Raw genomic sequence first — 24,819 nt, forward strand, 5'->3', positions numbered from 1 at the left:
ACCAATGAGAATGGCCAATGCGACTGGCCAATGCGGATTGGGCCGATTCCGGCGCGCCTCGCGCAAAGCCGCTGCCGTCGGGTTCAGGGCAGCAGGGAATCCAGTTCCTTGCGCAGTTCGGCACGCTGCGGCGCATCGGCCGGCAGCTGCTCCAGCACCTCGGTCCACAGCCGGCGCGCTTCGACCTTGTTGCCGGCGACGCGGGCGACCAGGCCGCCGTAATAGAGGCCCAGCGGATTCCTGGGGTCGAGGGTCCGCACCCTCCCCACCGCCTCGACGAATTCCGGCGGCAGATAGCGGTCGAGATCGGACCGGCCGGCGATGATCGCATCGGCATAGTCGAGCTGCACGTCGAGCCGTGCCGGGGCGAGGGCCGCGGCCTTCCCCCAGGCTGTCCGCGCATCATCGCCACGCTGCAGCACCTGATAGGCGCGCGCCAGGCGCACCCAACCATCGAGATCGTCGGGATTGTCCTTGAGCCTGTCCGCGAGCCGCCCGACCATGTCGTTGACGAAGGCCTGCTGCTGTTCCGGCGTCATCGACGCGGCGGCCGCGATATCGGCCTCGCTGGGCCCGGTGGCGGTGTCGGGTGCCGGCGCATCGTCCATGCCGGCCGGCACGTCCTTGCCCAGGCGCTGGGCCGCCTTGGCGATATGATCCTCCAGCGTCGCGCGCCAGGGCGCATCCTTTGGCGTGTCCTTTTCCAGCGCCATCCAGTCGGTGAGGGCACCCTCGACATCGCCGGCCTGCGCCTTGCCCAGCGCCAGGAAGAAGCGCGCCGTGGGATTGCTGGGCTCGACCGCGATCGCGCGGCGGAAGGCATCGCCCGCCGCCGCGTTCATCTCGCCCTGGTTGGCCAGCAGCAGCGCCTGGCCGAAGGCGGCGAGCGTGGTGCCGTCCTGGGCGCCCAGCGCCACGGCCTTGCCATAGGCGGTGGCGGCATCCTTGGCCCGGCCGGCGGCGTCATAGCCGGCGGCCAGCGAGATCCAGGCCTTGGCATCGGTCGGGCGCGCGCTGACCTCGGCTTCGAGGGCCGCGAGTTCGGCGCTGACCGGGACCGCGGCCGTCGCGCTGAAGGGTTGTCCCGGCAGGGCCGGTTCGCCCAGCATCAGGTAAAGGCCGAAGCCGAGCAGGGGGAGCACCACCGCCGCCGTGATCAGCAAGCCGTGGGAGGGCGCCCGGCCCGGCTGCCATTGCGGGCTTTCGGTCAGGGCCAGGATGCGCCGCTCGATTTCGATCTGCGCCGATTTCGCCTCGCTGGCGCCGATGAGGCCTGCTTCGGCATCGCGGTTGAGTTCCTGCATCTGGTCGCGATAGACGGCCAGTGCAAACACCGCCTCGTTCTTCACCTTGCGCGTATAGAACAGCGGCAGCGCCAGCAGCACCGCCGTCGCCAATGTCATCGCGGCAAAGACCAGCCAGACCAGAATCATGCGCCACTCCCGTGAGTGGGTCTTGTGGCGGGTTCCGGTTCCCCTTGCAAGGCTGCGGTGACACGGCGCATCTCCTCGGCGCTCAATGTCGCCGGTGCGGGGGCACGCGCGCGCCGGCGGAAGAACAGCACCATGGTGACGGCGCCCATGGCCAGGAGCAGGAAGGGTCCCGCCCACAGCAGGGCGGTCGATATCTTGAAGGGCGGCTTGAACAGCACGAAATCGCCATAGCGGTCGGCGAGAAACCGGCGGATCTCCTCATCCGATTTGCCCGCCGCGATCTCGACGCGGATCAATTTGCGCATGTCGCTGGCGATGCCGGCATCGGATTCGGCGATCGACTGCGCCTGGCACACCACACAGCGCACATCCTTCATCAGCTGCCGCGCGCGCGCTTCCAGCACCGGATCCGCCAAGGGCTGGTCCGGCTGCGCGCTCTGCGCCAAAGCCGGTGGCGATGGCAAGGCCAAGGCGGCGCCGGCAAAGAGGCACAGCAGCAGCACGATTGACGGCCACCGCTTCATTGCGTGAGCTCCAGGAGCAGCGGCTGGAGTTCGTCCTTGAGGCGGCCGGGATCGAGCGGCTGCGCCAGGCGATAGCGGATGATGCCGTCGCGGTCGATGACATAGGTCTCCGGCACGCCGGTCAGGCCGAATTCCATGCCGGCGCGGCCGGTCTCGTCGACGCCGATCGCCGCGTAAGGATCGCCGAGTTCAGCGAGGTATTTTTCGGAATCCGCCGGCGCATCCTTGAAGGTGATGCCGACCACGCGCACGCCGGGCATCGCCTTGAGTTCCTGGATGAGCGGATGCTCGGCTCGGCAGGGCGCGCACCAGGAGGCAAAGAAATTGAGCACCGTGACGTCGCCCGCAAATTCCGCGGTGTTGATGCCGGGCCGACCACCCAATCCGGGCAGGTTGACCGCGGCGATCTTCTTGCCGATGAGGACCGAGGGCAGGCTCGATGGATCGCGCGCGGGATCGAGCCCGCGCCAGAACAGCACGACGAGGGCTGCCAGGCACAGCAACGGCAGGATGAAGAACAGGCGGCGCATGATGCTCCGGGCCTCCAGCTATTCGCCGGCCGCGGGCAGGGCCTGCGCCACGTTGCTGCGGCTCGGTGCCCCCACGCGGTAGCGCCGGTCGCTGAGCGACACGATGCCGCCCAGCACCATCAGCAGGCAGCCCGACCAGATCCACGGCACCAGCGGTTCCTCATAGATGCGCACGGTCCAGGCACCCTTGCCGTCGCCCTCGCCGATCACGGCATAAAGATCGCCGAACAGATGCGATTCGATGGCGGCCTCGGTGGTCGGCATCGGCTGCACCATGTATTGCCGCCGCTCCGGATAGAGGTCGGTATAAAACACGCCGTCCTTCATCACCTTGAAATGCGCGCGCTCGGCGATGTAGTTCTCGCCGCGCGCCGGCGTCACACCCTGCAGCACATAGCTGAAACTGCCGATGGTGAGGCTGTCATTGGGCTTCATCTGGCGCACCTCCTCGCTCTTCCAGGCGGAGGAGGCGGTGATGCCGATGATGGCGACGGCCAGGCCCGCATGGGCGAGGCTCATGCCATAGGCCGCGCGCGGCAGATGGATGGCACGCCGCAACGAAGCACCCAGCCCGATGCGGAACAGGCGGATGCGCTCGGCCCATTCGGTGACGGTGGCAGCCAGCATCCAGACACCGAGGCCGATGCCGGCCGCGGCCAGCGCCTGTTTGCCGAAATCGATCCACAGCGCGATCCCCATGGCGAGAATGGCAAGGCCTCCCGCCACCCACAGCCGGTGCAAGGCCCCTTTGAGATCGCCACGCTTCCAGCCCAGCAGCGGCCCGATGCCGGCCAGGGCGACGAGCGGCATCGCCAGCGGCACGAAGGTCGCCGTGTAATAGGGCGTCCCCACCGAAACCGATCCGCCACCCAGGATATCGAGGGCGAGGGGATAAAGCGTGCCGAGCAGCACCGTGGCGGTCGCCGTCGCCAGCAGCAGGTTGTTGAGCATCAGTGAGCCTTCGCGGCTCACCGGCGCGAACAGGCCGCCCGCTTTCAAGCTCGGCGCGCGCCAGGCAAAGAGGGTGAGCGACCCACCCAGCGCCAAGGCGAGGATGCCGAGGATGAACAGGCCGCGCGCCGGATCCTGCGCGAAGGCATGGACCGAGGTGATGACGCCGGAGCGGACCAGGAACGTGCCCAGCAGCGAGAAGCCGAAGGTGAGGATGGCGAGCAGCAGGGTCCAGGCCTTGAGCGCATCGCGCTTCTCGACCACGATCGCCGAATGAAGGAGGGCGGTGCCCATCAGCCAGGGCATGAAGCTCGCATTCTCGACCGGATCCCAGAACCACCAGCCGCCCCAGCCCAGTTCGTAATAGGCCCAGCGCGCGCCCAGTGCGATGCCGCCGGTGAGGCATACCCAGGACAGAAGCGTCCAGGGCCGGACCCAGCGTGCCCAGGCGGCGTCGATCTTGCCTTCGATGAGTGCTGCCACGGCAAAGGAGAACGCCATCGAGAAACCGACATAGCCGATGTAGAGCATGGGCGGATGGAAGGCGAGGCCGGGATCCTGCAGCAGCGGGTTGAGTTCCTGCCCCTCGAGCGGGGCGGGCGACAGGCGCGCGAAGGGATTCGAGGTAAAGAGCGCGAACAGGATGAAGGCGCTGCCGATCATCGCCTGCACCGCGAGCGCGCGGGCTTTGAGGCGCGGTGGCAGGTTGTCGCCGAAGAACGCGACCAGCGCGCCGAAGAACGCGAGAATGAGAACCCACAGCAGCAGCGAGCCTTCATGCTGGCCCCAGGCGGCGGCGATCTTGTAGATGAGCGGCGTCTGCGAATGGGCATGCTGATAGACCACCAGCACGGAAAAATCGGCGACCACGAAGGCATGCACCAGCGCGCCATAGGCAATGAGCAGGAAGGCGAACTGGCCGAGGGCCGCGGGCTTGGCCAGCGCCATCCAGGCGCGGATGCCGCGCTGGGCGCCGATCAGCGGCAGGGTCGCCTGCGCCAGTGCCAGCACCAGTGCGAGCACCAGCGCGAAATGGCCGATTTCGATGATCACGGGCTGTTTCCTTCACCGCTAGTGCCGGGATCGGCAACCGGGCTTGCTTCGGTGCCGGCACCTTCCTGCCAGCGGCCCGAGGCCTTCAAGGCCTTGGCCACTTCCGGCGGCAGGTAGTTCTCATCGTGTTTGGCCAGCACTTCGCTGGCGACGAAATTGCCGCTCTCGTTGAAGGTGCCCTGCACCACCACACCCTGTCCCTCGCGGAACAGATCCGGCAGCACACCGCGATAGGCGATCGAGGTCGAGGCCTTGAGGTCGGTGATGCGGAAGCTGAAGGTGGCGCCGTCGCCAAGCTTCGTGACGCTGCCCGTTTCGACCAGGCCGCCCAGTCGAATGACGCGGCCGGGTGCCGGCTGTTCGGCGGCGATCTCGCTCGGGCTGAAGAAGAACACCAGCTCGCGGTCGAACGCGTTCAACACCAGCGCGGTCGCCGTGCCGAGCAGGCCCAGGCTGATGAGGACGAGATAGAGCCGCAGGGTTTTGCGCTTCATCTTCTAGGCATCATTCTCGCGGGATTGGGCGACAGCCTGCAGCGCGCGTTCGACGGCGCGGCGCCGGCGCTGGCCATCGAACCAGACCGCCGCCAGGATCACGACACCGGCACCATAGGCAGGCCAGACATAGGCAGCATAGCCGCCCATCGCAAGGAAGCTGCCGAGATCTGTCATTCAAAGGACTCCGCCTGCACGCGGTCGAAGGCGGCGAGACGCTGGTTGCGCAACTTCGCCTCCAGCAGCAGCGTGCGCATGCGCTCGATGAGGGCGGCCAGCAGGAAGACATGGAACGCCGCCGCCATGGTGAAGAGCGGCCACAGCATGGATGGATCGATGCTGGGGCCGTCCATGCGCGCGATCGAGGCCGGCTGGTGCAGCGTGTTCCACCAATCGACCGAGAATTTGATGATCGGCAGATTGATGAGGCCAACGAGAGCCAGCACCGCCGCCGAACGCTGGCCGCGGCCGCGGTCGTCGAAGGCGCCCAGCAGGGCCATGTGACCGAGATAAAGAAAGAACAGCAGCAGGAACGAGGTGAGGCGTGCATCCCAGACCCAATAGGTGCCCCACATCGGCTTGCCCCAGAGCGAACCGGTGATGAGCGCCAGCAGCGTGAAGGCGGCGCCCAACGGCGAAATGGCCTCGGCCGCAATGTCAGCCAGCGGATGCCGCCAGATCAGGGCCGACGCGCTGGCAAGGCCCAGGATCAGATAGGCCAGCAGTGCCATCCAGGCCGCCGGCACATGGATATACATGATGCGGACCGTCTCGCCCTGTTGGTAATCCGGCGGCGAGCCCCACAGCGCCAAATATAGCCCAAGCAAAAACCCCAGCGCTGTCAAGGCTTTAAGCCAGGGCTGGATCCGATTGGCCAGGCGCAGGAACCGGCCGGGATTGGCGAAACGATGCATGGGCGTGGGTTATACAAGGCCCCGGACTCCAGTGCCAGAGGCAGTGTGGCACACCTTCGGGCCCCGCAGCTCTCTACCGGCCGCGGATCACACTGGGTTCGCGCCGCCCGCGAGGTGTCGGGTCTGAAATTGTCGCCGGGCTGTCCGGACGCGGATCCCGCGCGATGGTGGCGGCATTCAGCCAGTTTGGCACCGTGATCACCGCCCCAGGCGCCAAATCGCCCTGATCGGCCCGGGCACGCAGGTCGTTGAGCCAGTCGACGACCTGCTCGGCCCGTGCCCTCGTGGCCGCGCCTTGGCAGAAATCGGCCAGTTCGAACTGGACCTGGGGCCGGTCGTAAAATCCGAACTCGCTGGTGGCGCCGTCATCGGTCAGCTTGGCGGCCTCGATCCAGTACGCGCCGCTATGGCTTGGCGGTGGCGGGTCCGGCAGGTCGGCGCGCTTGAAGTCATGCCCCTCAACATCTGCGCCCGCCAGAACCCAACGAAAGCGTGTCAGGCTCGACCATGTCGCATCCTCGTCTACCGAACCACGACACAATATCCGTGTGGGAAAGATGTCGATGCGGCACTTTGGGCCGTTAGTCTGGTCTTTTTCCGGCGGGAACCGCCATTTCAGGATCTGGTAGCCGACGATCAGCGCCAGTGGCGGAATCGCCGCGCCGACATAGGTGACCAGGTCATCGTGGAAAAGACGATGCAGGACAACGCCGACGATTAGAGCCGGGAAACCCAGAACCGCAAGAATACCGGCTGACAGGATGAGGCGACCGCGCGTCTTGGCAGCAACCGTCCGCTGCAGGCGCAGGGGCAGGGTCATCATGCGCTGTGCGTCGGTGGCGGTGGGGAGAAGGTGTTCGCTCATGGCTCCCAACGCTGCCCGAAATCAGCCGGTTTATGCAAGCCCCACAAACACCAAGGGCGCCACCTTGCGGTGACGCCCTTGGCTTAACACTTCAACCGAAAGATCCGGAAAGGATCGGTCGGATCGTCGTGCGCTTACATGCCCTTGTTATAGGTACCATGCGGCTGCACGATGATGTCGACGCGACGGTTTTCCTGGCTCTCCGTGTTGTCGGCGCCTTCGGCTTCGCCAACGGCCTTGACCGAGACGTCGGCCGCGAGCGGCACGCCGGCATCGGACATGGCATCCATGACGGCCTTCGCACGACGCTTCGCCAGAGCGGCGTTCGCGTTGGTCGAACCGACGGTGTCGGTGTAGGCGTCGATCTGGACGTGGGCGATCGGATACTGGCTGAGGAAGTTGCCGGCATCGGTCATCGCCGCAGCTTCGCTCTCACGAATCTTGGCGCTGCCGGTGTCGAAGTAGACCGAGGTCTTCTGCGGGCCGACATCCTGCGGAACGTGCAGCGATTCGAGATAGGCAAGACGCGCGCGGATCGGGTCGAGGAAGCGGTTGAGCGCAGCTTCGGCCTTGGCGCGATGCTCGGCGGCTTCTTCCGCGAGCTGGACGCCTTCCTGACGCAGCGGCAGGTTGGTGTAGAGATACGGCGCATCGGCATCGATGCTCGCCTTGATTTCCTCAGCCGTGCGGGCCTTGTCGCCAGCATGGTTCAGGTTATAGAGCAGCTCGCCGAAATCGCCTTCATAGGTCTTGTCGACATTCGCCTGAATGTTCGACAGATCCGGTTCGCGGTTCGGTGCGGCGCAAGCGGTGACGGCGAGAAGGGCCGTGCCGAGCAGCGCGAGTTTGAAATAACGGTTCATGGTTTGAAACCCCCTGGGACGTTCACGTGAAGAGGTGCGATGACAGCGGATCGCAACCGCCCGACATTTGGATGCCGGATGATTAAGCATATGCCGATTCAACTTAAGGAATCCACGTTGATTCGGGGTCTTTACGCGACCTGTGTCAAAATGCCCGTATCTGTTGCAGATAAGCCACAAGACGCTGGCATTGAACGGTTTGTCGTCCCATCGCACGCGGGGTTCAACGGGGAACAACTTCCTGTGCGCTTTGTCACACCGGCACGGCGGCCGACTGCGTCCTTAGCGCAACAGTTGGCGGAGCGCCATGGCCATCGCCCAGGGGACTAGCGCCAGGAAGGCGAGGTCGAGCGCCAGCAGCAATTGCAGGGCGCTCAAGGGGCTTTCGCCCAGCGCCACGGCGCTCACCGCCCCCATGCCCAGGATGAGAATAGGAATAAATAACGGCAGGATCACGAAGGCCAGCAGCAGCCCACCGCGCCGCGCGCCCAGGGTGAGGGCCGCGCCCAGCCCGCCCAGCAGCGACAGGGCCGGCGTTACGGCCAGCAGCGCCAGCAGGAGAATCGGATAGAGGGCGGCGGGCAGGTTGAGCAGCAGGCCGAGGAGGGGGGCGGCCACCAGCAGCGGCAGGCCGGTCATCAGCCAATGGCTGATGACCTTGGCGAGCCCCACCAGTTCCAGGGACAAAGGCGACAGGGCCAGGCCGTCCAGGCTGCCATCCTCGAGATCTCCGGCGAACAGCCGGTCGAGGGAGAGGAGGGAGGCCAGGGCCGCCATCGCCATGACGATCCCGGCGGCGATCCGGGCCAGGAGCTGCGGTTCCGGTCCCAGGGCAAAGGGGAACAGGGCGCCCGCCGCCAGGAAAAACAGCACCACAACCAAGGCGTCGATTCCTTGACGGAAACCCAGACGCAAATCGCGGCGCAGAAGGGCAAAAAATGCGTTCATGCGGCGCCCCCCCCGCCGCCATTTCCAGGACCGGCCAATCCGGTCCCCAGCACCAGGGTCGTGATTTCGGGCAAGGCGAGATCGTCATGGCTCGAGATGATGGCGATGCCGCCCGCCGCCCGATGCCGGGTGATGAGGTCGAGGGCCAGTTTCTGGCCCGCGGCGTCGAGCGCCGTGCTGGGTTCGTCGAGCAGCCAGATCGGCACGGGTTTGAGCAGCAAACGCGCGAGGCCGAAGCGCCGCCTCTGCCCGGCCGAAAGATGCTGTGCCGGAAACGCGGCGCAGGGCCCGAGCCCAACCTTGGCCAAGGCCCTTTCGACCGGCACCGTCGCGCCGACCAGATCCGCCCAGAACTGCAAATTCTCCTGCACGAGCAATTGCGGCTTCAAGGCATCGAGATGCCCCAGATAGGCAAGGTCGCTGCGATAGCCGGCGCGATCGGTGCGCACATCCTGGCCGCGCCAGGTGAGCGACCCCGCTTCCGCCGGCAGCAGGCCCGCGAGCAGCCGCAGCAGGCTCGACTTGCCGCTGCCATTGGGCCCGCGCAGCAGCAGCGCCTGCCCCGCTTGCAGCGTAAAATTGAGATCGCGGAACAGCAACCGCTCCGCCCGCCGGCAGGCGAGGTCCTGGGCGATGAGTTTATGTGACGACGTCATCCCCGGGCTTGACCCCGGGATGACGGATAGATTTGAGACAGCTCTCTCATCTGCGCTTCCCCCGCGCGGACCATAGCAGATTCACGCCCCGGCGAGGGTCATGCCGTCGATGCGGAGCGTGGGCGCGTTGGTGCCGTATTTGAAGGTGAGGTCGTCGGCCGGCGTCACATGCTGGAAGATCTCTTTGAGATTGCCGGCCAGCGTCACTTCCGAGACCGGATAGGCAAGCTCGCCATTCTCGATCCAGAAGCCGGCCGCCCCCCGGCTGTAATCGCCGGTGACGCCATTGACGCCGGACCCGATCATCTCGGTCACATAGAGCCCCTGTTTGATTTCGCCGATCAGCTGCTGGCGGCTGATCTTGCCAGCCGCCATATGCACGTTGCTGGGGGCCGGCGAGGGCGGGCTCGACGTCCCGCGCGAGGCATGGCCGTTCGACACCAACCCCAATTGCCGCGCGGACCGGCAATCGAGCAGCCACATGGTGAGGCGGCCATTGTCGATGAGCTTGGCCATCACCGTCGGCAATCCCTCGCCGTCGAAGGGGCGCGAACGGAGGCCCCGGTGGCGATGCGGATCGTCGATGATGTCGATGCCGGCCGAGAAGATATCCTTGCCGAGGCTGTCTTTCAGGAACGAGGTACCGCGCGCGATGCCGGCCCCGTTGATGGCGCCGACCAGATGGCCGACGATGGAATTGCTGATCCGGGGATCGAACACGACGGGCACCACCGCCGTCTTGGCCTTGCGCGGGTTGAGCCGCCGCACGGCGCGTTCGCCCGCCGATTTCCCGAGCGTCACCGGATCCTCGAGATCGGCAAGATAGACGGTCGAGCTGTAATCGTAATCGCGCTCCATGCCGGTGCCCTCGCCGGCCAGCACCGAGACGGAGAGGCCGAAATGGCTGCTGGAATAGGCGCCCTGGAATCCGTTGCTGGCGGCGATGGCGACATCGGATCGGCCGTAGCCCGCCTCCGCCCCTTCGGAATTGGTAACACCCTTCACGCTGCGCGCCGCGTCCTCGGCCGCGCGCACCATTTCGGTGAGCTGGGCTTCCGAGGGATCGGTGTCGTCGCACATGTCGAGGGTCGGCCAGCTCTTCGCCAATTGGCTGGAATCGGCGAGGCCGCAATGCGGGTCTTCCGGCACCGCCTTCGCCATGGCGACGGCGCGGGCAGTGAGCTCGGCCAATGAGCCGGGCGTGAAGTCGCTGGTCGAGACGATCGCCTGACGCTTGCCCACGAAGACACGCAGGCCCAGATCCTGGCTCTCCGCCCGCTCCAGCTTCTCCTTGGCGCCCAGGCGCTCGCCCAGCGACAGGGAAATGCTGCGGCCGATCAGGGCATCGGCGGAATCGGCGCCGGCGGCCTTGGCCTTGGTGAGCACGGTCTCGAGAAGGGCAAGCTGATCGGAACTGGACATGCGGTCTTTCACGGATGGGGGAAGAGGCGGGATCCCATAGATGGCCCTCGCCTCAAGGTTCCGCAAGCTGGGACAAACGCGCGCAAAAGACAAGCCCTCCCCCGGCTCATCGTTCCCAAAGGCGCCCGAATCCACCTATGATCGCCGACAGGGTTAAAGGGGGGCGGGCACTTTCATGAACAGGCATCCCGGCGCGGGTGGTGACGGGACCTCGGAACGGTTGTTCCCGGTCAGCATCTCCGTGCTGATCTTCGCTTTCGCGGCAGCCCTCATCGTGCTGTTCGCCTTGGCCATGCTCTATGTCGGCATGCGCTCCTCGGACGAGGCCGACCGGCGCGCCTATGAGAGCGATCTCGAGCTGTTCGACAACACGCTCAACAACCGCTTTGCCCTGCTGGCGCGCGACCAGTACTCCTTCGCCGGTTGGAACCGGCATCTGGCACCGGATGCCCAAGGGGTGGGCGCATCTGCTGGCGGCAATCTGCTCGACCGCATGGCAGGCGCGCTCTGGTACCCGTTCGGCCATGACCGCACCCTCCTCATCAACCCGGATGGCAGCCTGCGCGCCTATGCCGGCAAGGACGCTGTCGGCAGTGCGCCGGCGGGTCTCGATCGCGATCCCGAACTCAGACAGCTCATCGCCCAAACCCAGGCCGCGACCCAGGCCGCCTTGCGCGACGCCGCCGGGGACGCGGCCAGCGATGTCTTCACCGCCTCCTTCCAGACCATCGAGGGCGAACCCGCTCTGCTCAGCGCCATGGCACTGCCCGATGCGACACCCGATGCGCAGGGCCGACCCGCCATTCTCATCGCCGTCAAATTCATCGATGGCGACCTTCTTGAGTATCTCAACGCGCAGCTCGCCTTCAACGCGCTGCATTTCAACACCAACCCGCCGGCCGATCTGCCGACGACGCACAAGATGCTGACCTCGCTCTCCGGAGGGAAGCTCGGCGCCTTCATCTGGGCCGACAATGATCCGGGAGCCGAGATCTGGTCCGTGGTCTGGCCTCTCATCGTCGTGATCGGCCTGGTGATGGCGGTGGCGGCGCTCCTCATCGCGCGCAAGCTCGGCGGCATGACCAACATCGTCGAGCACAGCGAACGCCGCACACGCTACATGGCGCGCCACGATCCGCTGACCGGTCTCGCCAACCGCCTCGCTTTCGGCGAGGCGCTGATGGCCGCCGTCGATGGCAGCGCCAACAAGCCCTTCGCCGTCATCGCCTGCGACCTCGACCGCTTCAAGGCGGTCAACGACACCTATGGCCATGCCGCCGGCGACACGGTCATCCGCGAGGTGGCGGCGCGCATGGCATCCACCGTGGGCAATGCCGGCCTCGTCAGCCGCACCGGCGGTGACGAGTTCATCATCCTCATGCAGCAGGATACCGACCCGTCGCGGCTGGCCGATCTCGGCCGGCGCCTGATCGCCGCCGTCACCGCGCCGATCGCCCTGGGCGAGGGAAAGGTGACCGATGTCGGCGTCAGCCTCGGCATCGCGCCGGCGCCCGGCTGCGGGCAAACGGCCGCCGCCATCATGCGCGCGGCCGACGAAGCGCTCTACGAGGCGAAGGCCACCGGGCGCGGCCGCCTGGTCTTCGCCGGCGACCGCCTGCTGCGCCAGGAGCCAACCGGGGATGTCCCCGCACCGGGCGCGGCGGCGCTGATGTAACCAGCCATCGCTTGTTCGCCGACCGCCGGCCACCTAAGCTGCCGCGTCCGTCACCTTTGGAGTCGATGATGAAATTCGGGAATGCCGGCCGTACCGCCGGGCTGTTTGCCGTCATGGCAGTGCTCTTCCACCTCTTGCCCGCAACGGTGCCCGCCGCCCGGGCCGAGATCGCTGTGGGCGCCACGGTCGGTGGCTTCGTGCGCGTGGCCGGCGCCGTCTCCGGCAACCTGCCCGACCAGGCACCTGCCAGCAAGGCGGCGAAATCGCCGGCCTTCTTCGGCGAGAACGTCACCACCGGCGACGCCAGCAGCGCCACGATCGGCTTCATCGATCATTCGCACCTGCTGCTCAGCGAGCGCGCCACCATCACCATCGACACCATGGTGTTCAATCCGAAGACCGGCGTCGAGGAAGCGGTCTACACCTTGACCCAGGGCGCCGCGCGCTTCATCTCCGGCGCGATCAAGGGCGATTCCCTGCGTATCGAAACGCCCACCGCCACCCTGGTCATCCGCGGCACCAATGTGAAGATGCGCGTCCGCGAGGATGGCAGCACGCTGGTCTCGGTCAACACCGGCGAGGTCGAGATCAATGCCCGCAGCGGCGGCGACAGCGTCCGCCTGCGCGCGGGGCAAAGCGCCAATGTCGACCGCGGCGGCGTCGGCGATGTCGGCGAGAACGAGGTCGAAGTTGACGATGCCACCATCGATGATCCGGCACTCGATGGCGAGCCGGATCTGCCCGATGCCGATCTTGCCGATCTCGGCTTCTCCGACGAGGACATCGCCGCCATCGACGCGGCGCTGGCCGAAGCGGAGGCTGAAGCTGAAGCGGAGGCTGAAGCCGAAGCTGAGGCCGAGGCGGAGAGTGAGGGCGAGGCGGATGCCGATTCCGGCGACAGCGACGGTGGCGACGGTGGTGACGGCGGCGGCGATGGTGGCGGTGGTGACTGATTCCGCACCCCATCGCGCCCACCTGATCCGCTGAGGTGGGCATGCACAGCGACGCCATCACCGATATCCTGATCGTGCTCATGGCGGCGCTGGTGCTGGTGCCCTTTCTGCACCGGGCCGGCATCTCCTCGGTGCTAGGCTATCTCGCTGTCGGCATGATCATCGGCCCCTCCGGCCTCCAGGCGATCAAGGATCCGGAGGAGGCGGCCTGGCTTGCCGAGCTCGGCGTCGTCTTCATGCTGTTCGCGATCGGCCTCGAACTGCCGCTCGAACGCTTGAAGACCATGCGCTATTACGTCTTCGGCCTGGGCGGCGCGCAGATGGGCGTCACCCTGCTGGTGATCGGCGGGACCGCCCTGCTGCTGGGGGCGGAACCTTCGGCCGCCATCGTCATCGGCGGCATCCTCGCCTTGTCCTCGACGGCCACTGTGCTGAAACTGCTGCTCGACCGCGGCGAGGCGGCGGCGCGCTTCGGCCGCATCGCGGTCGCTGTGCTGCTGTTCCAGGATCTCGCCGTGGTGCCGATGCTGGCGCTCATCCCGCTGCTCGGTGCCGAGGGCGGCAGCCTGTGGTTCGCCCTGGGCCTTGCCGCCGTCAAGGCAACATTGGCGCTGGGCATCATCATGCTGGCCGGCCGCTTCCTCATTCGCCCGCTGTTCCGCCAGATCGCGGCCACCGGCAATTCAGAACTCTTCACCGCCGCCAGCCTGTTCATCCTGTTGGGGCTGGGCTGGGTCACCCGTGAAGCCGGCATGTCGATGGGCCTTGGCGCGTTCCTGGCCGGCATGTTGCTCGCCGGGACGCCCTACCGCCACCAGATCGAGGCCGACATCCAGCCCTTCCGCGGCCTGCTGATCGGCCTGTTCTTCGTTACCGTCGGCATGACCTTCGATCTTGCCGCGGTGGCGGCGAACATCCTCGCCATCCTCGGCATTACGCTCATCTTCGTGCTGATCAAGATCCTGCTCACCGCCCTGGTCGCGCGCGCCTTCGGCCTCAAGATCGACACCGCCTTGCGCGCCGCCCTGATCCTCGCCCAGGGCAGCGAGTTCGGTTTCGTCCTCACCAGCCTTGCCGGCAATCACGGCATTCTGCCGGCCGGCACGATCCTCAATCTCAATGCCGCGATCGTGCTCAGCATCGCACTGACACCCTTCCTAGCCACGCTCGGCAGATATGCGGCGACCCGGATCCGCGACCGCCGCGGGCGACGCGCGAGTTCGCTCGCCGACGAATCCGAGCATCTTGCCGAACATGTGCTGGTGGCGGGCTTTGGCCGCGTCGGCCAGGCCATCTGCCGGCTGCTCGACAATGCCGAGATCGGCTATGTCGTGCTCGACCTCGACGTCCAGCGCGTGATCCGCGCCCGCGCCCGCGGCCTGCCGGTCTATTTCGGTGATGCCGGCCGCATCGACGTGCTGCGCGCCGCCGGTGCCGACCGCGCCTCGCTCGCGGTCATCGCCATCGACAGCCCGGTCATGGCCGAACGCATGGCGGCAGCGCTCCATGAAATCGTGCCAGACCTCGTCATCGTCGCCCGCGCCTGGGACGCCGGCCACGCCAAGCGCCTCGCTCAACTCGGCGTCAACGAAGCCATTCCGGAAGATATCGAGATCGGCCTGGGGCTGGGCAGCGCCATGCTGCGGCGCCTCGGCCGCGACCAAACCGATGTTGCCAATTACCTCGCCGCCTTCCGCGCCGAACTCCAGACCTATGGCAGCGCCGAGCCGGACAAGACGACCGAGCGGATCACGAAGGATTAATCCGCCAGCGCCCGGTCAAGATCGGCGATGATGTCCTCGGCCGCCTCAAGCCCCACGGACAGGCGGAACAAGCCCTCGCCGGCATAGCGGCGATAATCGGCTTCCGCTTCCGCCCCCAGGCGGAAGGTGGATTGCATCATTTCGGCGGTGTCGAGATAGACGATAATGCTGCGCTGATGCCCGAGCGAGAAGGCATAGTGGATATAACGCAGCCGATCCGGCATGCGTGCTGCGAGACTCTGCGGGTTGTGCGTCTGGAACGAGATGAGGCCGCCGAAGAAATCCATCTGCCGGTGGGCAAGCGCCGCCTGCGGATGCGAGGGCAGACCCGGATAATTCACCCCGATCACGCTGGGATGGGCTGCCAAATACGCGGCGATCTTCTGGGCGCTGGCGCCCACCTGCGCCATGCGCGGGAAGAGGGTGTCGATGCCGCGCAGGATGAGCCAGGCATTGCCGGCGCTCATGGCCGCACCCAGATAGACGCCGGACAGCGAGCGAATGCGCGCGATGTCAGCTTTGCGGCCGATAAGGATGCCGCCCAGCGCATCGCCATGGCCGTTGATGAATTTGGTCAGCGAATGGATGACGAAGTCGACGCCGAGGTCGAGCGGGCGGGTGGCGACCGGTGTCGCCACGGTGGAATCGACCGAGACCAGCGCGCCATGGGCATGCGCCAGCTTTGCCAGCTCGGCAAGGTCGGTCAGGCGCAGCAGCGGGTTGCACGGCGTCTCGGCATGGATAAGGCGCGTGTTGGGGCGTAACGCCGCGCGCACCGCGTCGAGGTTGGAGAGATTGACGGCACTCACTGCTATGCCGAAGCCCGGCAGCAGCTTGTCCGCCATCTCGCGCGCACCCGCATAGCAGACATCGCTGATGATGAGGTGGTCGCCGGATCTCAAATTGCCCAGGAACAGGGCCGCGATGGCGGCGACACCGGTCGCCGTCGCCATGGCTTCATCGGCATGCTCAAGCGCCGCCATGCGCTGTTCCAGCTGCCGCACCGTGGGATTGGTCCAGCGCGCATAAAGATAGGGCAGGTCGACCAGATCGCCGGCTTCAGCGGCCGAAAACGCGCCGTCGCCGGGGCGGAACGCGTTGTTGACCGACATGCTGATATTGGGCGCGATGGCGCCCGTCGCCGCATCGACGGCGAGGCCGGCATGCACCGCCACCGTCATCGGTTGCGGTGTCATGTCCGGCTTGGCGGTCTTGTCGGTCATGCGGCGATCGTGCCGTCGAGGGCCTTGCGGATGAGGGCCGCGGATTCCTTGCGGCCATAGAGCGCAAAGAACGAACCCATGCGCGGGCCTGTTTCCTGGCCGAGCAGAGTCTCATAGAGCGCCTTGAACCAGGCACGGAGTTCGGGGAAGGGATGTTTCTTGCCGATCTCGAAGACGATGTTCTGGAGATCCTCGGCGCTGGCCGCCTCCGGCGCCGCTTCCAGGGCCGCGAGCAGCTCGGTCAAGGCCACGCGTTCCATCGCGTCCGGCGCCTTGTACTTCTTATGCGGCTTCACATGGTCGCGGTAATAGTTGATGGCAAAGCCGACCATCTTGTCGAGGAAGGGCGCGCTGACCGGATTGGCCTCCGGCAGATAGCGGCTGACGAAACCCCACAGCGTATCCTTGGTCTCGGCATTGGCGACCGAGGCCAAGTTGAGGAGGATGCCGAAGCTCAGCGCATTCCGCGGAATGCCGTTGCCGGTGACCGGCGGCTTGCCGTTATGGATATGCCAGGCCGGGTTCTCCAGCTTCTGCGCCGGCGCCTCGCCCTCGAACTTCTCGACGAAGGTCAGGTACTCGTCCACCGCGCGCGGGATGACGTCGAAATAGAGCCGCTTCGCCGCCTTGGGCTTCTGGAACATGTAGAGCGACAGGCTCTCGGGGGGCGCATATTCCAGCCACTCCTCGACCGTGAGGCCGTTGCCCTTCGACTTCGAGATCTTCTGGCCCTTGTCGTCGAGAAAGAGTTCGTAGTTGAAACCTTCCGGCGGTGGCGACCCAAGCTCGCGGCAGATCTTGTTGGCGAGCTGTACCGAGGGGATGAGGTCCTTGCCCGACATTTCATAGTCGACATTCATCACATGCCAGCGCATCGCCCAATCGGGCTTCCATTGCAGCTTGCAGCGACCGCCGGTGACCGGCGTCTCGACCTTGGTGCCGTCCTCGTCCTGATAGACGATGGTGCCGGCCGCCGCATTGGTCTCGAGGATCGGCACCTGCAGCACACGGCCGGTCTTCTGGCACACCGGCAGGAAGGGCGAATAGCTGGCCGCGCGCTCTTCGCGCAAACTGGGCAGCATGATTTCCTGCACCTGTTCATAGTGGCGCAGCACGTCGAGCAGGCCCTCATCAAAGCGGCCCGACATGTACCAATCGGTCGAGGACTGGAATTCGTACTCAAACCCGAAGCCGTCGAGGAAGCCGCGCAGCATGGCGTTGTTGTGGTGGCCGAAGCTCTCATGGGTCCCGAAGGGATCCGGCACCAGGGTCAGGCGCTTGCCGAGATGCTGCGCCAGCATCTCCTGGTTGGGGACATTGGTCGGCACCTTGCGGAGCCCGTCCATGTCGTCCGAGAAGGCAAAGAGGCGTGTGGGAATATCGGACAGACGCTGGAACGCCTGGCGCACCATGGTCGTGCGCGCCACCTCGCCGAACGTGCCGATATGCGGCAGGCCGGACGGGCCGTAACCGGTCTCGAACAGCACATAGCCCTTTTTCGGCGGCGCGGATTTATAGCGTTCGACCAGCTTGCGGGCTTCCTCGAACGGCCAGGCACGCGCGGCTTGGGCATAGATACGGTCGTCGGTCATCTCGTCTCTCGGGCGGTAATTTCAGTGAAAAGCCGCCGGAGACTAGGGATTAAGCCCCCCTCCCGCAAGTGCGAAACAGGCGGGCATAGCCGCCATGCACGAGGTTCAGCGTGGCGGCAGCGCGATGATCGCCAGCACGGGCAGGTGCACCGAGCCCACATCGGGCCCGGCGGCGACCGAGACGATCTGCAGCCCGCCGCTCACCCGGATCTGGTCGATGGGCAGTTTCAGCGGCGACCAGGCGGGAAAGGTGCCGACCCAGGGTGCTGCCGGGGCCGCCATGGTGCCGCTCCACATGGCAGAGGTGAGATGGTCGAGCGCCCCGGACCAGGGCAAGGCGTTGAAATCCCCGGCGAGGATGGTGGGCCTCGGAATATCGGCCATTTGTCCGGCAAGCGCGCGAACCTGCCTGACCTGCCTGCCCCATTCCGCGAGCGGAAAGGGCCTGTTCAAATGCACCATGGCGATGGTGAGGTCGGTGCCGGCGATTCTGGCATCGGCCACCAGCGCATAAGTGGGGGTCCGTTCATCGCGCAGGCGCAGATCGTTGGCCCGGACCAGCCCATCGCGCAGGAAGATCCCCATGCCGTCCGTCGGCTTCAGGATCCAGGGCCGGTAAGCCGGGACGAGGTCCGGCAGGGTTGCCCCCAGTTCGGGCTGCGAGGCGGGCGTCGGCACGACGCCCGAAGACGTGCCCAGCGCCTTCCCCATGCCGTCGCTGAAATCGGGAATGAGGATGATGTCGGCCTTTTCCCCGATTGCATAGGCGATGGCCTCCGGGCTGGAACTGGGCAGGATGACGAGCTTCACCTGCGGCATGTCGGCGTTGACCGGCACGCGCCCGCTGGAAAGCCAGGGCGCCAGCAGCGCAAGACTGAGCAGCATCACCGCTAGGCTATGGCGCCAGCGCTTGCGCCACAACAGGCCGGCAAGCAAGGGCAGTCCGGCCAGCAGCAGCGGCCCACGCAACCCGTCGAACACCACCAGGTGCAATGAAAGGGGCGCCAGCAGAACAGCGGGCGCGAGGACCAGCCACGCGACCAGGGCGATGGGTACGCCGGTGCGGATGCGCCTCACCGCGCCGACAAGGCGACCAGCGCCTCGACCGGCAGGTGGTCGGAGCCGACATTGGGGCCGGGCTCGAATGACAGGAGCTGCGGTGTGCCGCGAGTCATGATGTGATCGATCGGCAGACGGATGAAAGACGGGCCCCAGGCGGGCCAGGTCAAAGCGAGATCGGCATGGTTGTTAAATGCCCCGTTCTGGCGGAGATATTGCTGGGTTCGACTCCACGGAGCGGCGTTGAAATCCCCCATCAGCACAAGATTGCGCCCCAGGCTGTTGACCCCCAGGCTGTTGACCCCCTGGCTGTTGACCTCCAGGCCGTTGACGGCCTCCGTCAGCGTCGCCACCTGCTCCGCCTGCACCAATCGAGGCAGCCCGGAGGGGAGCGACCTCAGGCCGGCATTGGCGGCCGGCGCCTCGGGCGGGTCAGCGACCTGCAATGGCCAGGCGACATGGCTGACCGCAAACGTGACAGGCTCGCTGCCGCCGGGTGGCATGATCTCGGCCCAGACCAGAACCGGCAGATCATCATGGATGCGCCCGGCCCCTTGTTGCTGAAACGGATGCTTGGAGAGCAGCATTTCCTCGCACCGCTCGACCACGTCAATGCAGTCGATGCGGAACGGATAGACGGACTCAAGCGATGCCAGCTCCATCTTCCAACGTCGCGACATCTCGACCAGGCCGATCACATCGGCATCGCTGTCCCTGAGATACTGCCGCACCGCCTCAAAGGATCGGCCGCTGTGATGGACATTGAGCGAGATCACCTTCATCGTCCGCGCCGCCTGATCGGCAACCGGTGTTACTGGCACGGTCGGCTTCGGCCAATAGGGATGGATGGTCCAGATCTGGATGAGGGCCACCGCCACCACCACGCTGAGCCAGCGCCAGCGGCGCAGGAGAAGGGCGAGGGCGCCCAGCGCCAGGGCACCCATCAGCACCTGGACCGCGAAATGCTCGGCGACCGAAGCCAGCGGCCATAGCGGATGCAGCAGCGGCAGGAAGGTTGCGATCACCAGCACGACCCCGCCCAGGCCCAGCCCGGTATGGAGCCCGCGCCGGAAGGCGCCGGCCACGCGCCGCGCCGGCTGTGGGGTTTCGTCCAGGTCCGGTCCGTCCGGCGATGTCGATAGCTCCATCAATTTGACCTCTCTGGTCTGCGTCTTCGGCCGGAAGCGCCGGCTTTCAATAACCCGGCGCCGATGGCCTGGCTACCGGTTGCCTGCCTATATGCGCGAGGTGCCATGGCGACATTGTGGCGGGGGAGGTGCAATCCAAAGGCAAATCATGCCATGCTGCCGGCAATGGGGCAGGATGGCGCGGGCGGATCAATGCGGGCAGGTCGATCGCGAACGGGTCGGTGGCGGGCAATGCGGCGCTGCGCCGCCGTTTTGGGCGTGGCGGCGGCGATGGGCGTGGTGCCGACCGTGCGCGCCAGCGACATCAACGACGATGTGATCCTGGGCGCCCTGGTCGCCGAATTCCATATCAGCGTCGCTGCCTCCCTGCTGCCCGATGCGACGCCGGAAACCGTGCCCGATGCCGCGACCTCCGAAGCTGCCATCATCGGTGCGGCACAACTCATCCTCCTCACCGGTATCATCGACCGGCCCCAGGCCGGCGAAGCCGATCTCGGCAAGGCGCTGGATGCGTTCCTGAGCTTCGCCGTCACCCTCGAACCCACGCGCGAGGCGCCGCTCACCCCCACTTTCGCCCGCGTGCTGGCCTGCCAGCTCATCGGCGCCGATCCCGTGGCCCATGCCGCCCTGGGCTCGACCATCGGCGTCAAGACCGAGGCCGCCGCCGATTGCCAGAAATCCTTCGCCAAGGCCGCGGCCCTCTGGAACGAACGCCTCGCCCCCTATCGGCGCGGTCCGGGCCTGACACCGCCCAAGGATTCCGGCCCGCGTTATGTCGAGATCGCCCCGGTGATCGACGAGGCCAATGAAGCGATCGCACAGGCGCTGCGCGGCAACGGCCTCTATGACAGCCTCGCCGAACGCCTCAACGCGGAGCTGGCGCTGCCCTTTGCGCGCATGCTGCTGGTGACCGAATGCGGTGGCCCCAACGCCTTCTTCAACCCCGACCGCCGCGAAATCGTGCTGTGCGACGAACGCATCGCCGCCTGGATCGCCGTGCTGGGGAAAGGGTAGGCGGGTCGGCTTACGCCCGCTTCTTCAGATATTCATCGCACAATTCAACCAACCGCTCCCGCCCGAAGCTCGGATCATGCCCGGCATGCACCACGGTGACCGGCAGCTCGCGCAGCCGCTTCATGGTGCGTACATAGGCCGGGATGTCGGAATGGCCGAGTTCGTCGAGCAGCGGCCCGTCATAAAGCGCATCGCCCGAGAACAGCGTGCCGGTTGAGGCTTCCCACAATCCCATCGAGCCCGGCGAGTGGCCGGGCAGATGCAGGATTTCAAAACGCCGGTCGCCGGTCTCCACCACATCGCCTTCCTCGACGATCTCGGTCACCCGCGCCGGATGGATCCTGTAGCTTCGCAGGTCATAGCCCGCATGGGGCAAGGCCGTGATGAGGTCGCTGTCGATCTCGTAGCCTGCCACCCGGATCTTGATCAGCTCGTCATCGGTGAAATCGGAAAACAGCAGCGTGCCCTCTTCGCTGGGTTTGCCGAGGTTCTCGGCCTCGTGCTTGTGGACGATGGTGCTCTCGAATTCATGATGGCTGCCGATATGATCGGCATGGGTATGTGTGGCGACCGCCGTCACCGCCTTGCCGAGCAGGTTCTTCGCAGCCTCGGTCAAGCTCGCGATCCCCATGCCGGTATCGATCATGAGGTCGCGGTCCCGGCCGCGCACATGCCAGATATTGCAGCGCATGAGCGGGATGACATGGGGCTCCCACAGCAGGGTGATGCCGTCATCAATGCGCGTCATCTCGAACCAGCGGTCGGCGATGGGAATCATGCTCTCACATCCCCTTGAAGATGGCCGGACGCTTGCCGAGGAAGGCCGCCAATCCTTCCTGGAAATCCTCGCTGTCGGCGGCCTGCGATTGCAACTCCGCTTCCAGCGCCAATTGCTGTTCCAGGCTGTGGTGCCCGCCGGCATTGAACGCCTTCTTCATCAGCGCGAGAGCCATGGTCGGTGCCTTCGCCAGGCGCTGGGCCAGCGCATCCACCTCGGCCGCGAACGCCGCATCCGGCACCGCGCGCCAGATGAGCCCCATCTCGACCGCTTGGCTTGCCGTGAGCTTCTCGCCCAGCATCGCCAATGCCATCGCGCGTGCCGGCCCCAGCAATCGCTGCAGCTGATAGGTGCCGCCCGCATCGGGGATGAGGCCGATGCGCGCGAAGGCAAGATCGAACACAGCACTTTCATTGGCGAGCGTGATGTCGGCGGCAAGCGCCAGGCTCATGCCGGCGCCGGCCGCGATGCCGTTGACCGCGGCGATCACCGGCACATTCAGGCTGCGGATCTGCCGCACCACCGGATTGTAATAGCGCTCGACCGTGTCGCGGCAGGTGCGGCCATCCTCGACCGCGCCCTTGTCGGTCAAATCCTGCCCGGCACAGAAGCCGCGCCCCGCGCCGCTGATGATCAGCACCCGCGCGCTATCGTCGGCGGCGATGTCGGCCAGCGCATCGGACAATTGGCCAAGAAGGTCCCGCGTCAGTGCATTGAGGCGCTGCGGCCGGTTGAGGGTGAGGCGGCGGATGGCGCCCTCTGCTGAGACAAGGATGTCGGCTTCGCTCATGATGATTGGATCGCTTTGCTGTGGGGTCAACGGGTCGCAGGCGAGGGATGATGCCATATCCCGCGGGGCATGCGATAGTTCCCGCAAGAGCAATGTTCGGGTGATGACATGAACAAATGGCTGGCCGCTGCCGGCTTTCACGGGGCGATGGCGGTGGCGATCGGCGCCTGGGCCGCCCATGGTGCCGAGGCAATCCTGCCACCGCACGCCATCGACTGGGTCAGGACCGGGTCTTCCTACCAGCTGTGGCATGCGGTAGCGCTCATTGGCATTGCGGCCCTCAGCCAACGCACATCTGTGCGTCTTGTCACAATCTCCGGCCTCGCCTTCGCCCTGGGCGCGCTGCTATTTTCGGGTAGTCTTTATCTATTGGCCGCTGACGGGCCGCGTATACTGGTCTATCTCACCCCGATCGGCGGCAGCCTGCTCATCCTCGGCTGGCTCCTGCTGCTGATTGCGGGCCTCAAAAAGGGTTCCATCTGATGTTCCGCAGCCTTGCCATCCTCTCGACCTTTGCACTTTTGTTGGCGACGCCCGCCTTCGCACAGGACGCACAGCCGAGCTTCGATTGCGCGAAGGCCTCGACCACCCTCGAACACGCAATCTGTTCCGATGACATCCTCTCCGGCATCGATGCGGATCTTGCCGCCATCTATACCGAGGCGCTGGCGCAAGCCGCCGATCCTGAAACCCTGCGGGCTGAGCAGCGCGACTGGGCAAGCCAGCGTTCCGCCGCCTGCGGCATCGTGCCCGGTGCCGATGACGATATGGTCGAGATCAGCAGCGCCGCCCATACCTGCCTCATCGAGCTCTACACCGCGCGCATGGCGAATCTGGCCGAGGCATCACCGGTCGCGGGCGAAGTGCCCGATCCCGCCCGTCTCCTCACCGGCCTCTGGCAATTGAGCGATCTCATCGAGGCGCAGGATCCGGCTCTGACCGGCTCCGGGCAGAAGGGCCGCCTCATCCGCCTCGACCGCCACAGCTTGAGCACCTTGGGTGGTGCCGGTTGCGCCGGTCCCACGCTCCAGCCTCTGGCCGAGGCGCGCGCGCGGCCGCTGGATGCCGAGGAAGCAGCCCTCATCGCCAAGGCCGACGCCGCCCAGGCGAACAGCGTCGAGGGCGTCGCCGGCTTCTGCCTCGGGCGCCTGTTCGCGCTCTATCTGCCGGGCGCTGATGGTTCGCTGCTGGTGGCCGATGCCAGTGCCACCTATCGCCTGACGCGCCTCTCCAGCGGGACGCCATGACCACCGGCCTCTATACCCATGCGTCCTGCCTCGGCCACGATACCGGACCAGGTCATCCCGAACGCATCCAGCGCCTCGTGGCCATCCTCCGCCTGCTCGACGATCCGATCTACGCCGCCCTCGACCGGCGCGACGCACCGGAAGTCACGCGCGATCAGCTCGCCCGTGTGCATACCCGTGCCTATATCGATGAAGTCTTCGCGGCCATTCCCACGGTCGGCCAGGGCGAGCTCGACGGCGACACCGTGCTCTCGCCCGGCTCCGGTGCCGCGGCGCTCCATGCCGCCGGCGCCGTGACGGCGGCGGTGGGCGCCGTGCTGAAGGGTGAGTTGACCAACGCCTTCTGCGCCGTGCGCCCACCGGGGCATCATGCCGAGCGCGATCTCGCCATGGGCTTCTGCATCTTCAACAATGTCGCGGTGGGGGCGGCCGAGGCGCTCGATGCCTTCGGCCTCGACCGTGTCGCCATTTTCGATTTCGACGTCCATCACGGCAACGGCACGCAGCACATCTTCGACCATGATCCGCGCGTGCTCTATGCCTCGACCCATCAAAGCCCGCTTTATCCCGGCACGGGTGCAAAGAACGAGAAGGGCGTCGGCAACATCGTCAACGCGCCGCTACCACCTTATGCGGGTTCCGAGGAATTCTGCGACGCCGTCGAGGAGACGATCCTCCCCGCTTTGGAAAAATTCCGCCCGGACCTGCTGCTCATCTCCGCCGGCTTCGACGCCCACCGCGCCGATCCCCTGGCCAGCCTCGAATTCGAAACCGAGGATTACGCCTGGGTCACCGACCAGCTCGTGACGCTGGCGGCAGGCTTGTGCGGCGGCCGCATCGTCTCGACCCTCGAAGGCGGCTATGATTTGAACGCGCTCGCCGAATCCGTCACAGCGCATGTGGCGGCATTGCAGCGGGCGTAAG

The 24,819-nt window shown here is 66.2% G+C and carries 25 protein-coding genes; 7 read left to right on the forward strand and 18 right to left on the reverse strand.

The window, feature by feature from the left end; all coding sequences use genetic code 11:
- Positions 1 to 83: 83 nt before the first annotated feature.
- The 12 genes from ccmI to IPK59_16875 form a co-directional block, all read right to left on the reverse strand.
- Positions 84 to 1,433 carry a c-type cytochrome biogenesis protein CcmI gene (gene ccmI / locus IPK59_16820; protein MBK8160354.1) on the reverse strand — a complete coding sequence of 450 codons (1,350 nt, stop codon included), beginning with the start codon at positions 1,431 to 1,433 and terminating at the stop codon, positions 84 to 86.
- Positions 1,430 to 1,957 (reverse strand): cytochrome c-type biogenesis protein CcmH, encoded by a 528-nt coding sequence (locus tag IPK59_16825; GenBank protein MBK8160355.1) that lies wholly within the window; start codon positions 1,955 to 1,957, stop codon positions 1,430 to 1,432. The genes ccmI and IPK59_16825 overlap by 4 nt, the downstream gene beginning before the upstream one ends.
- Positions 1,954 to 2,487, reverse strand: coding sequence for a DsbE family thiol:disulfide interchange protein (locus IPK59_16830; GenBank protein MBK8160356.1), 534 nt, complete (start codon positions 2,485 to 2,487; stop codon positions 1,954 to 1,956). Before IPK59_16830 ends, IPK59_16825 begins: the two co-directional genes overlap by 4 nt.
- A gap of 18 nt (positions 2,488 to 2,505) precedes the next feature.
- A complete protein-coding gene (locus IPK59_16835) occupies positions 2,506 to 4,491 on the reverse strand; it encodes a heme lyase CcmF/NrfE family subunit (protein MBK8160357.1) in 1,986 nt (661 codons plus the stop codon).
- Positions 4,488 to 4,985: a cytochrome c maturation protein CcmE gene (gene ccmE / locus IPK59_16840; protein MBK8160358.1), complete on the reverse strand. Its 498-nt coding sequence runs from the start codon at positions 4,983 to 4,985 to the stop codon at positions 4,488 to 4,490. The genes IPK59_16835 and ccmE overlap by 4 nt, the downstream gene beginning before the upstream one ends.
- A gap of 3 nt (positions 4,986 to 4,988) precedes the next feature.
- Positions 4,989 to 5,162, reverse strand: coding sequence for a heme exporter protein CcmD (gene ccmD, locus IPK59_16845; GenBank protein ID MBK8160359.1), 174 nt, complete (start codon positions 5,160 to 5,162; stop codon positions 4,989 to 4,991).
- Positions 5,159 to 5,899 (reverse strand): heme ABC transporter permease, encoded by a 741-nt coding sequence (locus tag IPK59_16850; GenBank protein ID MBK8160360.1) that lies wholly within the window; start codon positions 5,897 to 5,899, stop codon positions 5,159 to 5,161. Before IPK59_16850 ends, ccmD begins: the two co-directional genes overlap by 4 nt.
- A 73-nt stretch (positions 5,900 to 5,972) precedes the next feature.
- Positions 5,973 to 6,764: a hypothetical protein gene (locus IPK59_16855; GenBank protein ID MBK8160361.1), complete on the reverse strand. Its 792-nt coding sequence runs from the start codon at positions 6,762 to 6,764 to the stop codon at positions 5,973 to 5,975.
- A gap of 134 nt (positions 6,765 to 6,898) precedes the next feature.
- Positions 6,899 to 7,627 (reverse strand): OmpA family protein, encoded by a 729-nt coding sequence (locus IPK59_16860; GenBank protein MBK8160362.1) that lies wholly within the window; start codon positions 7,625 to 7,627, stop codon positions 6,899 to 6,901.
- 282 nt (positions 7,628 to 7,909) lie between these two features.
- Positions 7,910 to 8,575 (reverse strand): heme exporter protein CcmB, encoded by a 666-nt coding sequence (gene ccmB, locus IPK59_16865; GenBank protein ID MBK8160363.1) that lies wholly within the window; start codon positions 8,573 to 8,575, stop codon positions 7,910 to 7,912.
- Positions 8,572 to 9,231 carry a heme ABC exporter ATP-binding protein CcmA gene (gene ccmA / locus IPK59_16870; protein MBK8160364.1) on the reverse strand — a complete coding sequence of 220 codons (660 nt, stop codon included), beginning with the start codon at positions 9,229 to 9,231 and terminating at the stop codon, positions 8,572 to 8,574. Before ccmA ends, ccmB begins: the two co-directional genes overlap by 4 nt.
- Before the next feature lie 81 nt (positions 9,232 to 9,312).
- Positions 9,313 to 10,653 carry a TldD/PmbA family protein gene (locus IPK59_16875; GenBank protein MBK8160365.1) on the reverse strand — a complete coding sequence of 447 codons (1,341 nt, stop codon included), beginning with the start codon at positions 10,651 to 10,653 and terminating at the stop codon, positions 9,313 to 9,315.
- A 175-nt stretch (positions 10,654 to 10,828) separates the two neighbouring features.
- On the opposite strand from IPK59_16875, the gene IPK59_16880 reads away from it, so the two are divergent.
- From IPK59_16880 to IPK59_16890, 3 genes are all read left to right on the forward strand, one after another.
- Complete coding sequence (locus IPK59_16880; GenBank protein MBK8160366.1) at positions 10,829 to 12,328, forward strand: diguanylate cyclase; 1,500 nt, start codon at positions 10,829 to 10,831, stop codon at positions 12,326 to 12,328.
- Between the two features lie 68 nt (positions 12,329 to 12,396).
- Entirely contained in the window at positions 12,397 to 13,281 is an 885-nt protein-coding gene (locus IPK59_16885) for a FecR domain-containing protein (protein ID MBK8160367.1), read from the forward strand.
- A 41-nt stretch (positions 13,282 to 13,322) separates the two neighbouring features.
- The gene (locus tag IPK59_16890; protein MBK8160368.1) at positions 13,323 to 15,044 is read left to right on the forward strand and encodes a cation:proton antiporter; all 1,722 of its coding nucleotides are present in this window, start codon (positions 13,323 to 13,325) and stop codon (positions 15,042 to 15,044) included.
- On the opposite strand, the gene IPK59_16895 is transcribed toward IPK59_16890, so the two are convergent.
- The 4 genes from IPK59_16895 to IPK59_16910 form a co-directional block, all read right to left on the reverse strand.
- Entirely contained in the window at positions 15,041 to 16,267 is a 1,227-nt protein-coding gene (locus tag IPK59_16895) for a PLP-dependent transferase (protein MBK8160369.1), read from the reverse strand. The genes IPK59_16890 and IPK59_16895 overlap by 4 nt on opposite strands.
- A complete protein-coding gene (locus tag IPK59_16900) occupies positions 16,264 to 17,859 on the reverse strand; it encodes a lysine--tRNA ligase (GenBank protein MBK8160370.1) in 1,596 nt (531 codons plus the stop codon). The genes IPK59_16895 and IPK59_16900 overlap by 4 nt, the downstream gene beginning before the upstream one ends.
- Before the next feature lie 105 nt (positions 17,860 to 17,964).
- Positions 17,965 to 18,936, reverse strand: a complete 972-nt coding sequence (locus tag IPK59_16905; GenBank protein MBK8160371.1) for an endonuclease/exonuclease/phosphatase family protein — start codon at positions 18,934 to 18,936, stop codon at positions 17,965 to 17,967.
- A complete protein-coding gene (locus IPK59_16910) occupies positions 18,933 to 20,066 on the reverse strand; it encodes an endonuclease/exonuclease/phosphatase family protein (GenBank protein MBK8160372.1) in 1,134 nt (377 codons plus the stop codon). The genes IPK59_16905 and IPK59_16910 overlap by 4 nt, the downstream gene beginning before the upstream one ends.
- Positions 20,067 to 20,297: 231 nt before the next feature.
- On the opposite strand from IPK59_16910, the gene IPK59_16915 reads away from it, so the two are divergent.
- Positions 20,298 to 21,080 carry a hypothetical protein gene (locus IPK59_16915; protein MBK8160373.1) on the forward strand — a complete coding sequence of 261 codons (783 nt, stop codon included), beginning with the start codon at positions 20,298 to 20,300 and terminating at the stop codon, positions 21,078 to 21,080.
- A gap of 10 nt (positions 21,081 to 21,090) precedes the next feature.
- Here the strand turns inward: IPK59_16915 and IPK59_16920 are convergent, their stop codons facing one another.
- A complete protein-coding gene (locus IPK59_16920) occupies positions 21,091 to 21,858 on the reverse strand; it encodes an MBL fold metallo-hydrolase (protein MBK8160374.1) in 768 nt (255 codons plus the stop codon).
- 4 nt (positions 21,859 to 21,862) lie between these two features.
- A complete protein-coding gene (locus IPK59_16925) occupies positions 21,863 to 22,648 on the reverse strand; it encodes an enoyl-CoA hydratase/isomerase family protein (GenBank protein MBK8160375.1) in 786 nt (261 codons plus the stop codon).
- Between the two features lie 108 nt (positions 22,649 to 22,756).
- Between IPK59_16925 and IPK59_16930 the strand changes: the two genes are divergently transcribed.
- Genes IPK59_16930 through IPK59_16940 form a run of 3 tightly spaced genes read left to right on the forward strand, consistent with a single transcriptional unit; the run spans position 22,757 to position 24,818 of the window.
- Entirely contained in the window at positions 22,757 to 23,131 is a 375-nt protein-coding gene (locus tag IPK59_16930; protein MBK8160376.1) for a DUF423 domain-containing protein, read from the forward strand.
- Positions 23,131 to 23,895 (forward strand): DUF1311 domain-containing protein, encoded by a 765-nt coding sequence (locus IPK59_16935; GenBank protein MBK8160377.1) that lies wholly within the window; start codon positions 23,131 to 23,133, stop codon positions 23,893 to 23,895. Before IPK59_16930 ends, IPK59_16935 begins: the two co-directional genes overlap by 1 nt.
- Complete coding sequence (locus IPK59_16940) at positions 23,892 to 24,818, forward strand: histone deacetylase family protein (protein ID MBK8160378.1); 927 nt, start codon at positions 23,892 to 23,894, stop codon at positions 24,816 to 24,818. Before IPK59_16935 ends, IPK59_16940 begins: the two co-directional genes overlap by 4 nt.
- Position 24,819 lies beyond the last annotated feature (1 nt).

It is taken from the genome of Rhodospirillaceae bacterium, from assembly GCA_016712715.1.
In the GTDB taxonomy this organism is placed as follows: Bacteria; Pseudomonadota; Alphaproteobacteria; order Dongiales; family Dongiaceae; genus Dongia.